Source organism: Mycobacterium sp. 3519A, assembly GCF_900240945.1.
Lineage (GTDB): Bacteria > Actinomycetota > Actinomycetes > Mycobacteriales > Mycobacteriaceae > Mycobacterium.
Map to the genome: position 1 here is coordinate 164,258 of NZ_OESG01000011.1, position 13,147 is coordinate 177,404.

The window sequence follows — 13,147 nt, forward strand, 5'->3', positions numbered from 1 at the left end:
GGAGGCGAGCGTGGAACAACGCGACAACATTCTCTGGCTGCTCAAGCAGGCTTGGTACTTCTCGCTGACGACCGTGAACGAGGCGGTCAGCGAGCACGGTGTGAGCACCGCGCAGATCGGCATGCTGCGCCAACTGGCCACCGAACCCGGCCTGTCCGGAGCAGATCTGGCTCGTCGGCTGCTGATCAGCCCGCAGGGCGTGCAACTGGCGCTCAAGGAATTGGAGCGTCGCGGTTTGGTCGAGCGTAAACAGGATCCGCAACACGGCCGGATCCTGCAGGCGTTCCTGACCGATCACGGGCGCAAGGTCGCCGAGGCGGTGGTCAGCGATGCGATCGCCGCCAACGACAAGGTGTTCGGCGTGCTCACCGCAGCAGAACAGGAAACGCTGCGTGAGCTGCTCGGTCGCGTCATCGAGCAGGGCACCGGACACCCCCTGCACACCGACCACATCGGCCCCGACGTAGCAAGTAGTTGATATAAATGACAAGTACTTGATAATGTTGCTGTCGATGAGCGAGGACACCGAGAAGGTCGTCATCGAGTTGAACCGGGGCACGACGACGGCTGCCTACCGGGCAGGCGACACGTTGCTGCAGACCGCGCGTATCGCCGGATTGCAGGCGCCGTACTCGTGCGAAACCGGTTCGTGCGGAACGTGTATGGCGCGCATCGTCGAAGGTGACGCCCGGATCGTGAACAACGACGCGCTCGAAGACGACGAGGTGGCCGAAGGCTGGGTGCTGACCTGCCAGGCGCTGCCGACCAGCCGCACTGTTCGAGTGGTCTACGAATAGGAGGCAGGCATGAGTCGCGTCGCAGTGGTGACCGGCGGTGCGTCGGGCATGGGGGAGGCGACGTGCCACGAGTTGGGCAGGCGCGGGCACAAAGTCGCGGTGATGGACATCGATGGGCAAGCCGCACAACGTGTCTGCGAAGAACTTCGCGCCGAAGGCGTGACCGCTCTGGCTGTGGCGGCCGACGTCAGCGATCGCACCGCCGTCGAGGAAGCCTTCGCGAAAGTGCGCAGCGAACTCGGGCCGGTGCATGTCCTGGTCACCAGCGCGGGCCTGGTCGATTTCGCGCCGTTCACCGAGATCACACCCGAGGCGTGGGACCGGTTGATCGCGGTGAACCTGACCGGCACCTTCCACTGCTGTCAGGTTGCGATCGGCGACATGGTGGAGGCGGGGTGGGGTCGCATCGTGATGATCTCGTCGTCGAGCGCCCAGCGTGGCTCCCCAAGGATGGCGCACTACGCTGCCTCCAAGGGTGCATTGCTGTCGCTGACGAAATCGCTTGCCCGCGAGTACGGTTCACTGGGCATCACGGTGAACAACATTCCACCGTCGGCCATCGAGACGCCGATGCAGCATCAGTCGCAGGCCGCCGGGCACCTGCCGTCCAACGAGCAGATGGCCGCCAGCGTCCCCGTGGGCCATCTGGGTACCGGCGACGACATCGCCGCCGCGGTCGGATTTCTGTGTTCGGAGCAGGCCGGCTTCATCACCGGTCAGGTGCTGGGTGTCAACGGCGGGGCGGTGCTGTGAGAGGAGGACAGGATGGCGCGATGGCCCAAGCCGGCCGAGGGTAGCTGGACCGAACACTACCCGGAACTCGGGACGGGCCCGGTTTCGTTTCGGGACTCGATCTCACCGGAGTTCTATGAACTCGAACGGGAAGCGATCTTCAAACGTGCATGGCTCAATGTCGGTCGGGTAGAGGAGCTTCCGTGCGTCGGCAGCTATTTCACCAAGGAGATCGCCGCGGCAAAGACGTCAGTCGTCGTCGTCAAGGGAAAAGACCATGCGATTCGGGCGTTCTACAACGTCTGCCGTCACCGCGGCAACAAGCTGGTGTGGAACGACTTTCCGAACGAGGAAGTCAGCGGAACCTGCCGCCAATTCACGTGTAAGTACCACGGATGGCGCTACGACCTCGAAGGCGCGTTGACGTTCGTGCAGCAGCCTGGCGAGTTCTTCGACCTCGACCCCACGCAGTACGGCCTGCGGTCGGTGCGCTGTGACGTGTGGAACGGCTTCATCTTCATCAACCTCGACCCCGAACCGAGGCAGACTCTGCGCGAGTTCCTCGGGCCGATGATCACCGCGCTGGACGACTATCCGTTCGAATTGATGACCGAGCGTTACGATTTCGTCGCGCACAACAACAGCAACTGGAAGATATTCGCTGACGCGTTCCAGGAGTACTACCACGTGCCGTCGCTGCACAGCCAGCAGGTGCCCTCGTCTGTGCGGCAACCCAACGCGACGTTCGAGTGCGGTCATTTCCAGATCGACGGGCCGCACCGGTTGGTGTCCACGGCAGGCACTCGCAGGTGGCTACTCGACCCCGAGTACATGTATCCGGTCGAACGGGCCACCCGCAGCGGGCTGGTCGGGCCATGGCGGACACCGGAGACGCACCAGTCGGCGGGCCTGAACCCCGGCGGCATCGAGCCGTGGGGCATCACGAACTTCCAGATCTTCCCGAACCTCGAGATCCTGATCTACCACGGGTGGTACCTGCTGTACCGGTACTGGCCGACGTCGCACAACACCCATAAATTCGAGGCGTACAACGCGTTTCACCCCGCCCGGACGGTGCGCGAGCGCATCGAACACGAGGTCGCCTCCGTCGTGCTCAAGGAGTTCGCGCTTCAGGACGCCGGCATGCTCGGTGGCACGCAGGCGGCGCTGGAGTACGAGGTCGTCGACGATTTTCCGCTCAACGATCAGGAGATCCTGGTGCGTCATCTGCACAAGGTGGCGGTGGACTGGGTCGAGCAGTACCAGCGTGAGCGCCGCCCGGTGGAGGTGTGACCGTGTCCAAACTCCTGCCCAGCGCCTTCGCCGAACTCGAACGGTTCGCCGACAAGTGGTGTCTGCCAACCGAACCCGAGCGGTGGCAGGCCAGACTGTCCACGCCCATGCCCGAACTGCGCGAGTTCTACGACACGTTCACCCCACGATTCGAGGAAGCCATCGACTACTGCGACAAGTTCCCGCTCGATGACCTACCCGAAGATGTACTGAACCTGCTGCACCTCGTCTACTCGATGATCATGGTGTCGATGGCCATCGAGGTCTTCGGCACACAGAAGCCGACCGACTCCGCGGACGCTGTCATCGACCGCATCGGAGCGCCGGTGCCGTGACCCTGCTGACGATCAACAAGCTCACCGACTCGATCGGCGCCGAGGTCGTCGGCGTCGACGCCGATCGGTTGGCAAGCGACGACCTGCTCGGCGATGCGGTGCTCGATGCGCTCGAGGATAACGGCGTGCTGGTGTTTCCGCGGCTCGGGCTGAATCCCGAAGCGCAGGTGGCGTTTTGCCGCCGGCTGGGGGAGATCGACCACTCGTCCGACGGGCATCATCCGGTGCCGGGCATCTATCCCGTCACGCTGGACACGTCGAAGAACGCGTCGGCGGCGTATCTACGGGCCACGTTCGACTGGCACATTGACGGCTGCACACCGGTGAACGACGAGGTTCCGCAGAAAGCGACCGTGCTGTCCGCGTTCCGGGTCGCAGAGCGTGGCGGCGAGACCGAATTCGCCAGCACCTACGGTGCGTACGACGAACTGACCGATGCGGAGAAAGCGCACCTGGCCACGCTGCGCGTCGTGCACTCACTGGAAGCGTCGCAGCGCCGGGTCAACCCCGATCCGACGGCCGAGCAACTGGCGCGGTGGCGGGCCAGACCCACCCATGAGCACCCGCTGGTGTGGACACACCGCAGCGGTCGTCGGTCGTTGGTGCTTGGCGCGTCGGCCGATTACATCGCGGGCGTGGACCGCGACGAGGGCAGGGCGCTGCTGGCGGAGTTGCTCGCCCGCGCGACCACCTCGGACAAGGTGTACCGCCACACGTGGTCCGTCGGCGACACCGTCATCTGGGACAACCGCGGGGTGCTGCACCGGGCGGCGCCCTACGCCCGGGACTCCGACCGCGAGATGCTGCGGACCACGGTGCTGGGGGACGAGCCGATTCAGTGAGGCCCTCGTTGACGAGGGCGAGCCGCTGTGGAAATCTAATACCCGCATATGAGAATCGCATTCTCGTATGCCGAGATCGTCGAAACGGAGCAAGCATGGCGGAAGACCTGACCTCGGTCGACTTCTTCCGGGACGGTCGTCTGACCGATGACCCGTACCCGTTCTACCAGGCACTTCGCGATAAGTGCCCGGTCAGCCGCGAGGACCACTACGGCGTGACCATGGTGACGGGCTGGCAGGAAGCCGTCGACGTCTACAACGACGAGAAGACGTTTTCCTCGTGCATCTCGGTGACCGGGCCGTTCCCAGGGTTCCCGGTACCGCTGGAAGGCGACGACGTCACCGAGCTGATCGAGCAGCACCGCGACGAGATTCCGTTCAGCGATCAGCTGCCGACGCTCGACCCGCCGACGCACACGAACCACCGCGCATTGTTGATGCGGTTGATCACGCCCAAGCGCCTCAAGGAGAACGAGGACGCGATGTGGCAGATCGCCGACGACATGCTCGACGACTTCCTGGCGCCCGGCGAAGGCGAATTCATCAACGGCTTCGCGGGTCCGTTCACGCTGCGCGTGATCGCCGACCTGCTGGGGGTGCCCGAGGAGGACCGCCCGGAACTGCTCGACCGGCTGGCCCGCGGCACGCATGGCGGCGGCCTCGGCAACGCCGAGAAGTCGCTGAACAAGACCCCGCTGGAATACCTCTACGAGATCTTCGCGACGTATGTGGAAGACCGTCGACGCGAGCCGCGCGACGATGTGTTGACCGGTCTGGCGACGGCGGCGTTCCCCGACGGGTCGGTGCCCGAGGTGGGCGACGTGGTGCGGGTGGCCACGAACGTGTTCTCTGCCGGGCAGGAGACCACCGTGCGGCTGCTCGGCACGGCGTTGAAGGTCATCGGTGACCGGCCGGACATACAAGCCAGACTGCGCGAGGATCGCAGTCTGCTACCGAACTTCATCGAGGAGTGTCTGCGCATCGAGAGCCCGGTCAAGGGTGACTTCCGGTTGTCGCGCGTCCCAACGACTGTCGGGGATCAAGCGATCGCGGCCGGGTGCACGGTGATGGTGATCAACGGGGCGGCCAACCGCGACCCGCGGCGCTTTGACGATCCGGACACCTTCGACGCCGAACGCAAGAACGCCCGCCAGCACCTGGCTTTCGGCCGCGGCATCCACAGCTGCCCCGGCGCCCCGCTGGCGCGGGCCGAAACGCGCGTCGCCCTCGAGCGCCTGCTGGATCGCACCAGCGACATCCGGATCAGCGAGAAGCATCACGGTCCGGCGTCTGACCGCCGCTACCAATACATTCCGACGTACATCCTGCGTGGACTCACCGAGTTGCATCTGGAGTTCGATCTGTCATGAAAGTCACCGTTGACGAAGACCGCTGCCGAGGCCACGGCATGTGCTTGACGCTGTGCCCGGAGGTGTTCCACATGCACGACGACGGTTACGCCGTCGCTGATCCGTCCGACGTGCCCGAAGGTCTGGAGGGCGGGGCGAAGGACGCGATAGCCAACTGCCCCGAACAAGCCATCAGCGAAATCGACTGAACAACAAGGAGTTTGCGTGCCCAAGGGTTACATCATCATCACCGAGGACGTCAAGGATCCGGCCGGCATGACGGAGTATGCCAAGTTGGCGGGCAAGGCGATGGCAGGCTCGACACTGCTGTCGTTCGATTCGAAGCCCGAGGTGCTGGAGGGGCAGTGGCACGGCACGCAGACCGTCGTGCTGGAGTTCGAATCCGTTGAGGCCGCCCGCGAATGGTACTACTCCGACGCCTATCAGGAGGCGGCCAAGCTGCGTCAGGCGGCAGCCGACTGCAACGGCGTCATCGTCGCGGGCCTGTAACTTTCTCCCGCGAGCAGACGCAAAGTGTCGCGACACGCCGAGGATTTGGGACACTTTGCGTCTGCTCGCGGGGAAAGGTCAGTGCAGCATCACTCGTCAGATATCGAGATGGCCTGCCGCGGGCACTGCCTGACCGCCTCGCGGATCTGCTGCTCGTTCTCCGGCGTCACTTCTTCCTGCAGGATGTGCAGATAATCCTGGTCGTCGAGATCGAACACCTCCGGAATGATGCCCATACACACCCCGTTGCTTTCACAGAGGCCGAAGTCGACGACGACTTTTCGGGTCACTTCAACACCTTCACCGGCACGTTGTGGTATCCGGCGACGTTTTGCATCGTGACTCGTTGCAGCCCATCGAAATCCACTTCATAGCGCGGCATGAAGTCGAGTAGATGTTCGAGTGCGATCGTCGTCTCGAGTCTGGCCAACGCGGCGCCGAGGCAACTGTGGATGCCGTAGCCGAGGCCGAGATTCTGCGCCTGCGTCTTGTCCCTGGTGATGTCGAACGTCTCGGCGTTGTCGAACGCACGCGGGTCGCGGTTGGCCGCGGCCTTCATCAGGAACACCGGCTTGCCAGCGGGCACGGTGCCGCTCGGCACATGGGCTTCCTTCAGCGTGTAGCGGACGTTGTACTGCACCGGTCCGACGTAGCGCAGCAATTCCTCGACGGCGTCGGGCACCTTGCTGCGGTCGTCGAGCAGCATCTGCCACTGCTCCGGGTGCCTGGCGAATTCGACCACCGCGCTGCCGACCAGTTTGGTGACGGTCTCGGCACCCGCGCCGCCCAACAGCGTGGTGAATCCGGTGATCTCGATGTCGTCGAGTTTGCGCAGATTGCCTTCGTCGTCGGGGATCTCGGCGGCGATCAGACGGCTGATCATGTCGTCCTGCGGGTTCTGCCGCCGCTCCTGAACCAGGCTGTAGTAGTACATCGCCGAGTCGATGTTGGCCTTCATGTTCTTCTCGGACAGTTCGATCTGGCCGGGTTGACGTTCCAGGCTGGTGTCGATCCAGTGCCGGACCTGTTGCCGGAAGTCCTCCGGTACGCCGGCCATCCTGGTGATCACCTCGACGGGGAACGGGCCGGAGAAGTCCTGCACCACGTCGAAGTTGTCGGGATCGACCTTGCTCAGGTAGTGCTCGACGAGTTCGACGATGGAGTCGCGCTGCGACTGGATGGCGCGCGGGGTGAACGCCTTGTTCAGCAGGCTGCGCATGTGCCGATGGTCTGGCGGGTCCATGAAGATGATCGACTTCTGCGGCACCTCACCGGTCCGCACCATGCCGAGGTCACAACCGCGCGACGACGAGAACGACTCGTAGTCCTTCAGCGCCGCCGACACGTCCGCGTGCCGCGTCAGCGCGTAGAAGTCCTCGTCCTCGTCGTAGTAGATGGGCGCCTCGTCCCGCATTCGCTTGTAGATCTCGTACGGGTTCTCGAAGTACTCCTGCGCGACCGGGTCGAACTTCAATTTCGGCTTGGTCATGGGCTCCTCCTGAGCGGCGGGCTGATTGCCGGAAGCGTTACGAGAGACGCTATAACTGTAACGCTAACAGTTTCGGTCACCGGATTCATCGAATCCGGCGTTTATCAGTTCATCGAGCAGCCCGAGTTCGCTGCCCAGTTCGGCCGCGGTCTTGCGCACGACGGCGATGTCCTTACCCACGAACTCGCCGACCATGCCGATGAATGCGTCGACAGAACCGCGTGCGCCCACGATGTCCGCCACCCGGCTCGCGGCGCTGCCGTGCCCGATCGCCTCCAGCAGTCGCCTCTCGTCGACGCCGAGTCGCTCACCGAGTCGCACGCCCTCGTTTAGCAGCCCGATCTGCGCGGCGAACATCGTGTTGTTGATCAGCTTGACGGCCTGCCCCGCACCGATGGGGCCGACGTGTTGGATCGGATCGCCGTAGCAGGCCAGGATCGGGCGGACGCGTTCGACGGCGTCCTCTGAGCCCCCGACGAACAGCGTCACGTGGCCCGCGGCGATGTCGTGTGGCCCACCGCTGACCGGGGCGTCGACGACCGCGACGTCATGCGACCGGGCCTCTGCCGCAATGGCCTCCGCCGTGCGCGGGCTGCCGGTGGTGTGGACGACCAGCGCGGCGCCGGGTCGCAGCGCCGACAGCAGCACGCTGTCCAGGCAGACCTGCCGCACCTGCTCGTCGGTGAACACACAGACGATGACGACGTCGGCGTCGGTAGCGACGTCGGCCAGGTCGGTCACCGGCTGCGCGCCGAGTTCGCTGACGGCCCTGCGTTTCTCGACGGACCTGCCGAGCGCGCGCACCTCGTGGCCCGCCTCGACGAGGCGGCGCACCATGGGTGCGCCCATCCGGCCCGCCCCGACGAATCCGATCTCACTCATCGCGGATGGTCCATCGACTTCAGCGCGGCATCGGCAGCCGTGAACACCGCACCCTCGGGTGCCGATGCGTTGGCCGCGAGGCTGGCGGCGTGCCGGACGTCCTTCTGCAGCAGGCCACCGGCGATCGGCGCCAGCCCCTCCAACGTTCCGCCGAACACCGCAATGCTGCCGAGTGCCTTACTGACCGCCGACCCGCCGTTGAGCACCTCGCAGAGTTTGGCGCGGGAGATGCCCAGCGCGTCACCCAGTTCGAGCGTGCTGATCGCGCTGCCCAGATTGGCGCTGAACAACAGGTTGTTCAGGATCTTCGTGACCTGGCCGCTGCCGAGCGGGCCGAGGTGCACGATCGGGTCGCCGTAGCTGGCGAACACCGGCCTGCACCGGTCGACGACTTCGTCGTCTCCGCCGACCATGACGAGCAGCTTGCCTTCCTCGACAGCGGGAGCGCCGCCGCTGACGGGGGCATCGATCACCGAAACATCTTGTGCCGCGGCCTTCTCGGCGATCTCCCGACATGTGTCGGGGTGCACCGTGCTGTGGATCGCGACGACGCCGCCGGGCGCCAGGCCTGCGAGCACGCCGGTGTCGCCGTACAGCACCTGCCGGACATCGTCGTCGCCGACGACGCAGAGGCAGACCAGGTCGCTCGCGGCGCCGAGTTCGGCCGGGGATCCTGCCGTCTTCGCTGCGGTGTCCGCATACGGTTCCAAGCTGGCCTCGCGGCGCGCCCACAGCGTCGTCTCGTACCCGGCTTCGACGATCCGCCGCGCCATGGGACCGCCCTGGCTGCCCAGTCCGATGAATCCGACGCGCATCAACCCGCCTCCAATTCCTGTTGTGCCACTACACATTCGCCGATGAACGACAACACATTGGCGTGGTACTCCGCCGCCATGACGGACAGTGACACGTTGTGTCCGGTGCCTGGCTGCTCATTGACGAGGAACCGTGGCGAGGCGCTGAACATGGTTCCGATCCGCGCGAGCGTCTCGGCGTCCGAACGCCACACCCGCTCGTGTTCGGCGACCGTGAACTGCACCGGCACCGGTACTTGCGCGGCCAGGGTGGGGAAGTCCTGCTGCGGCCAGTTCCTGGTCATCTCGACCTCGTACAGCGCGCCACCGGAGGAATTCGTCATCCCGGACAACACGTCGCCGGGATACACCTCCGCCGGCTGCCAGAGGATGTCGCGCAGCCCGGTGGGTCGGCGGGTGGCCGTGGCGGTCTCGAGGATCTCGGCGGTCTCCGGGTGGTACTGCACACCGGTGCCCGCCAGTTCGAGACCGATGATGTCGGCGTGCTCGACTGCCATTCGCACCGCCAGTTCGCAACCCGCGGAGTGCCCGACGAAGAACACCCCCGCCCCGCGGGCGTTGTCGCCGATCAGCTTGTCGATCGCCCCGGATATCAGGGACACGCGTTGCTCCGGCCGCTGGATCGCATCCGGATACGGCGCCGAGCTTCCGTAGCCGGGCCGGTCCAGCGCCACCATGGTGTAGCCCTGCTCGGCGCCTGCGCGCAGCAGCGACAGCTCCGGATGGCCGGGACAGTCGAAATAGGCTGCGGTGCTTGCGCCCCCGTGAAATGCGACGACGACGGCTTTCGGATCCTCGGCCGCCGCGACCAGTCCGGACATCGGCACGCCGTCGACCAGGACGACGCGAGGCCGCGGAGCCGCGCCGGCGGCGACATTCCGCCTCGGAGTCATTGGGCGGCCCGTAACAAGATCGCCCCGCTCGGCGTGAGACCGCCGCTGCTGACCACCGCGACGCGCGCGTCTTTCACCTGACGCTCGCCCGCCTCGCCGCGGAGTTGGCTGACGGCTTCGTGGATCAGGCCCATGCCGTGGGTGCGGCCGTGGGAGAGTTGGCCGCCGTGCGTGTTCAGCGGTATCACGCCGTCGCGGGCGATGGCCTTCCCGCCGTCGAGGAAGTCCCTGGCCTCCCCGATGCCGCAGAAGCCGAGCGCCTCCAACCACGACAGGCAGTTGAACGTGAAGCCGTCGTAGAGCTCGGCGACGTCGACATCCTTGGGCCGCAACGTGGTTCGCGTCCACAGGTGTGCGGACTGGCCTAGCACCTGCGGCTCATGGGTCAGTGTGGTCTGGTCCCAGTCGGTGCGCTCGACAATCTGGGTGCCGACGGCCTCGAACAGCACCGGCCTCTTGGGCAGGTCTTTGGCCGCGTCGACGGCGGACACCACCACCGCGACTGCGCCGTCGCAGGGGACGTCGCAGTCGTACAACCCGAACGGGGTGGTGATCAGCCTGGCATCGAGGTAGTCGTCCATGGTCATCGGATCGCGGTAGATCGCCGTCGGGTTCAGCGCCGCGTTGGCCCGCTGGTTCAGTGCGATCCAGCCGAGGGTCTCGCGGGTGGTGCCGTACCGGTGGAAGTGTCGCTGGGCGTTGAGCGCCAACGTATGTGCCGCCGACGTCGCACCGAACGGCATCTGCCAACTGGAGGTGCGGGGGCCGCCGGGCGGCGACGTCCTGCCCTCCTTCATCAGCTGCTGGAACGTCGCCTCCCACAGCGTGCGGAAGCACAACACGTGGCGGGCCATGCCGGTGGCGACGGCCATCACCGCCGCGATGACCGAGCCGCCGGGGCCGAACGTGTCCATGCCGCCGTTGATCCACACCGGACGCAACCCGAGCGCGCCTTCCAGCGCGCTGACCCCGCCCTCGCCCATACCCGCGATGTCGAGGCCGGGATATGTTGACAGCCCGTCGATGTCGTCGAACGTCAGCCCGGCGTCGGCGACGGCTCGCTCACACGCATCGATGGTCAGCGACAGCGGCGGCACCATCTGCCGCCTGCCGATCTTCGACATGCCGATCCCGATGATCGCCGCCGCGTCCTCGAACTTGTCCGTGGTGAGCATCGGCGAGACGTGCTTGCCGAAGTCCTGCGGCGCGATCTCGTCGACCGCCTGCGGTCCGGGCCCGGTATCAGTGGCGGGCCGGAACAGCGGCAGCCAGACATCCTCGATCTTCTCGAAGGCCACTTCGACCAGCTGGCCGAGTTCGAGGTCGTCCGGATCGCAGTCGATGATGTTGGTGGTGAGCCGGACTCGCGGATCCTCCACGATGGCGACCTGGGCGACGACATATGGGGGCGGTAGGTCGGGGAAGCCGAACCGGTGGTTGACCGTGAACGCCGACAGCGTCGCATTTCCGGATACGTCACGGACGCCCATGTTGCGGCTGCGGCAGTACCGGCAGATAGGTTGCGGCGGGTGGATCAGCGCGTCGCAGTCGCGGCATTCCTGGATGCGCAGCACGCCGTCACCGCCTGCGGTCCAGAAGAACTCGTTCTGCAGCGTCAGTTCGGGAAGCGGTCGTGTCACCGGACGAACTCCGAAATGGCCTCGCTGTCTTTGGGTTCGGGCTCCGGGGACTCCTGAGCTTCGTGTGCAGCCGCGCTGTCCCCGGACGGCCGGTGTTCGCCCATGTAGATGATCGCGTGCACCGGGCAGTCCAGCAGGGCACGCATCACCGCGTCACGGTCCTTGTCCGGCACCGTGCCGTCGCCGATCAGCGATGCGTAGCCCCAGTCGTCGAGCGAGAAATAGTCCGGCGCGTGGCGGGCGCAGACGCCGAAGCCGTCGCAGAGCGTTCGGTCGAGCCGAATCCGCAAGCCGTCACTCATGAGACTCCACTTCGTATGGCCGTACGGCGTCGAATGGCGCGGTGCGGCAGGTGTCGCAGTCGTTCGCGAGATGCTGTGTGACGAGTTGAGGGAACTGCCGCAGCACGCTCGCCGCGACATTGGTGGCGCCGTCCAGGGTGCCGCATGCGCCGCGACCGCGTAACACCACCGACCACCGCTCGAGACGGGCCAGATCCTCTTTCGTTGCCACCCCGTCGCGCAACGCCGACGTGACGGCGGACATCGCCGCGGTGCCGTTGAAGCACGATCCGCATTGGCCGGCGTTCTCGCGGTCGAAGTACGCCATCACCGAGGCGGCCACGGCGACGGGGCAGTCGTCGGTGAGGATCGAGATGGCGCCGCAGCCCAGACCGCTGCCGAGCGTGCGGATCGTCTCGTGGTCGAGTGTGGCGTCGAGGATGTCGGTGTTGAGCAGACCCGCGAAATAGCCGCCCATCAATGCGCCGCGCACCGACTCGGGCGCCAGGCCGTGCCGCGTCAACAGCTCGGAAAACGGTGTGCCATGCGGGAGTTCGTACAACGCCGGGGGCCGGCCTGCGCCGGTGATGGTGGCGAGAAACGTGCCGGGTGACATCGGCGTACCGACGGCGCGAAACTCCTGTGCGCCGTGCTCGTGGATGAAGGGGATGTTGGCCAGCGTCTCGACGTTGCTGACCATCGTCGGCAGCCCCAGCACTCCTTCCTCGAACGGCCGCGGCGGCTTGTCGGTCGGCTTGGCCGGTCCGCCATTGATCCGTCGCACGGCGGCCGTCTCCTCGCCCGCCACGTAGGTGGGGTCGACGGTGACCACGTTGACTTCGGTGCCGCCGAACGTATCGGGGTTCAGCTCCGCCAGCGCTGAGGCCACCGCGGCGGCCGACTGTACATCGGAGACGTACACGTACGCGCGACCGGCGCCGACCATCGCGGTGGCCAGCCGCAGGCCGTCCAGCACCAGGTGCGGCCGGTTGCGAAGCAGCCAGCGATCCTTCACCGAAGCCGGTTCGCCCTCTTCACCGTTGGCGACCACGACCGTTTCCGAGCCACGGCGCCCGGCGTCGCGCACCGTGCGCAGCTTGGTGCCGAGCGGAAAGGCCGCACCGCCACGGCCCAGCAGACCCGAAAGGTCGACCTGCTCCAGCAACGCGTCCGCGTCGGCGAGCGGTAGGTATGCGCTGGCGGCCGAGGCCAGCAGTCGCGGTTCGCAGTTCGACCATGCGGCCACGACGAGATCGGTGGTGGTGGACGTCATGACGGGTCCTTCCCGC

16 protein-coding genes and 1 pseudogene are annotated in these 13,147 nt (G+C 66.0%); 9 read left to right on the forward strand and 8 right to left on the reverse strand.

All coding sequences use genetic code 11. From position 1 onward, the window contains the following. Positions 1 to 10: 10 nt before the first annotated feature. The 9 genes and pseudogenes from C1A30_RS00970 to C1A30_RS01010 all read left to right on the forward strand — a co-directional run bounded on the left by C1A30_RS00970 (position 11) and on the right by C1A30_RS01010 (position 5,858). Entirely contained in the window at positions 11 to 478 is a 468-nt protein-coding gene (locus C1A30_RS00970; RefSeq protein WP_101946418.1) for a MarR family winged helix-turn-helix transcriptional regulator, read from the forward strand. 46 nt (positions 479 to 524) lie between these two features. Continuing rightward, positions 525 to 797 (forward strand): annotated as a pseudogene (locus C1A30_RS00975) (2Fe-2S iron-sulfur cluster-binding protein); the annotation flags it as partial. Between the two features lie 9 nt (positions 798 to 806). After that, positions 807 to 1,550, forward strand: a complete 744-nt coding sequence (locus tag C1A30_RS00980) for an SDR family NAD(P)-dependent oxidoreductase (protein ID WP_101946419.1) — start codon at positions 807 to 809, stop codon at positions 1,548 to 1,550. A 12-nt stretch (positions 1,551 to 1,562) separates the two neighbouring features. Then, positions 1,563 to 2,822, forward strand: a complete 1,260-nt coding sequence (locus tag C1A30_RS00985) for an aromatic ring-hydroxylating dioxygenase subunit alpha (RefSeq protein WP_101946420.1) — start codon at positions 1,563 to 1,565, stop codon at positions 2,820 to 2,822. 2 nt (positions 2,823 to 2,824) lie between these two features. Beyond that, positions 2,825 to 3,157, forward strand: coding sequence for a hypothetical protein (locus tag C1A30_RS00990; RefSeq protein WP_369974084.1), 333 nt, complete (start codon positions 2,825 to 2,827; stop codon positions 3,155 to 3,157). Beyond that, positions 3,154 to 3,999, forward strand: coding sequence for a TauD/TfdA family dioxygenase (locus tag C1A30_RS00995; RefSeq protein WP_101946422.1), 846 nt, complete (start codon positions 3,154 to 3,156; stop codon positions 3,997 to 3,999). The genes C1A30_RS00990 and C1A30_RS00995 overlap by 4 nt, the downstream gene beginning before the upstream one ends. Positions 4,000 to 4,094: 95 nt before the next feature. Continuing rightward, entirely contained in the window at positions 4,095 to 5,369 is a 1,275-nt protein-coding gene (locus C1A30_RS01000; protein ID WP_101946423.1) for a cytochrome P450, read from the forward strand. Further along, entirely contained in the window at positions 5,366 to 5,557 is a 192-nt protein-coding gene (locus tag C1A30_RS01005; RefSeq protein WP_101946424.1) for a ferredoxin, read from the forward strand. Before C1A30_RS01000 ends, C1A30_RS01005 begins: the two co-directional genes overlap by 4 nt. Positions 5,558 to 5,573: 16 nt before the next feature. Next, the gene (locus C1A30_RS01010) at positions 5,574 to 5,858 is read left to right on the forward strand and encodes a DUF1330 domain-containing protein (RefSeq protein WP_101946425.1); all 285 of its coding nucleotides are present in this window, start codon (positions 5,574 to 5,576) and stop codon (positions 5,856 to 5,858) included. A gap of 89 nt (positions 5,859 to 5,947) precedes the next feature. On the opposite strand, the gene C1A30_RS01015 is transcribed toward C1A30_RS01010, so the two are convergent. From C1A30_RS01015 to C1A30_RS01050, 8 genes are all read right to left on the reverse strand, one after another. Beyond that, positions 5,948 to 6,148: a ferredoxin gene (locus C1A30_RS01015; protein WP_101946426.1), complete on the reverse strand. Its 201-nt coding sequence runs from the start codon at positions 6,146 to 6,148 to the stop codon at positions 5,948 to 5,950. Beyond that, the gene (locus tag C1A30_RS01020; RefSeq protein ID WP_101946427.1) at positions 6,145 to 7,347 is read right to left on the reverse strand and encodes a cytochrome P450; all 1,203 of its coding nucleotides are present in this window, start codon (positions 7,345 to 7,347) and stop codon (positions 6,145 to 6,147) included. Before C1A30_RS01020 ends, C1A30_RS01015 begins: the two co-directional genes overlap by 4 nt. Before the next feature lie 63 nt (positions 7,348 to 7,410). After that, on the reverse strand, positions 7,411 to 8,229 hold the full coding sequence (locus C1A30_RS01025; RefSeq protein ID WP_101946428.1) for an NAD(P)-dependent oxidoreductase: 819 nt from the start codon (positions 8,227 to 8,229) through the stop codon (positions 7,411 to 7,413). Then, complete coding sequence (locus C1A30_RS01030; protein WP_101946429.1) at positions 8,226 to 9,044, reverse strand: NAD(P)-dependent oxidoreductase; 819 nt, start codon at positions 9,042 to 9,044, stop codon at positions 8,226 to 8,228. The genes C1A30_RS01025 and C1A30_RS01030 overlap by 4 nt, the downstream gene beginning before the upstream one ends. After that, the gene (locus tag C1A30_RS01035) at positions 9,044 to 9,937 is read right to left on the reverse strand and encodes an alpha/beta hydrolase (RefSeq protein WP_101946430.1); all 894 of its coding nucleotides are present in this window, start codon (positions 9,935 to 9,937) and stop codon (positions 9,044 to 9,046) included. The genes C1A30_RS01030 and C1A30_RS01035 overlap by 1 nt, the downstream gene beginning before the upstream one ends. Next, positions 9,934 to 11,577 (reverse strand): OB-fold domain-containing protein, encoded by a 1,644-nt coding sequence (locus tag C1A30_RS01040; RefSeq protein ID WP_101946431.1) that lies wholly within the window; start codon positions 11,575 to 11,577, stop codon positions 9,934 to 9,936. Before C1A30_RS01040 ends, C1A30_RS01035 begins: the two co-directional genes overlap by 4 nt. Beyond that, positions 11,574 to 11,879: a ferredoxin gene (locus C1A30_RS01045; RefSeq protein ID WP_101946432.1), complete on the reverse strand. Its 306-nt coding sequence runs from the start codon at positions 11,877 to 11,879 to the stop codon at positions 11,574 to 11,576. The genes C1A30_RS01040 and C1A30_RS01045 overlap by 4 nt, the downstream gene beginning before the upstream one ends. Beyond that, entirely contained in the window at positions 11,872 to 13,131 is a 1,260-nt protein-coding gene (locus C1A30_RS01050) for an NADH-ubiquinone oxidoreductase-F iron-sulfur binding region domain-containing protein (RefSeq protein WP_101946433.1), read from the reverse strand. Before C1A30_RS01050 ends, C1A30_RS01045 begins: the two co-directional genes overlap by 8 nt. Positions 13,132 to 13,147: the final 16 nt, after the last annotated feature.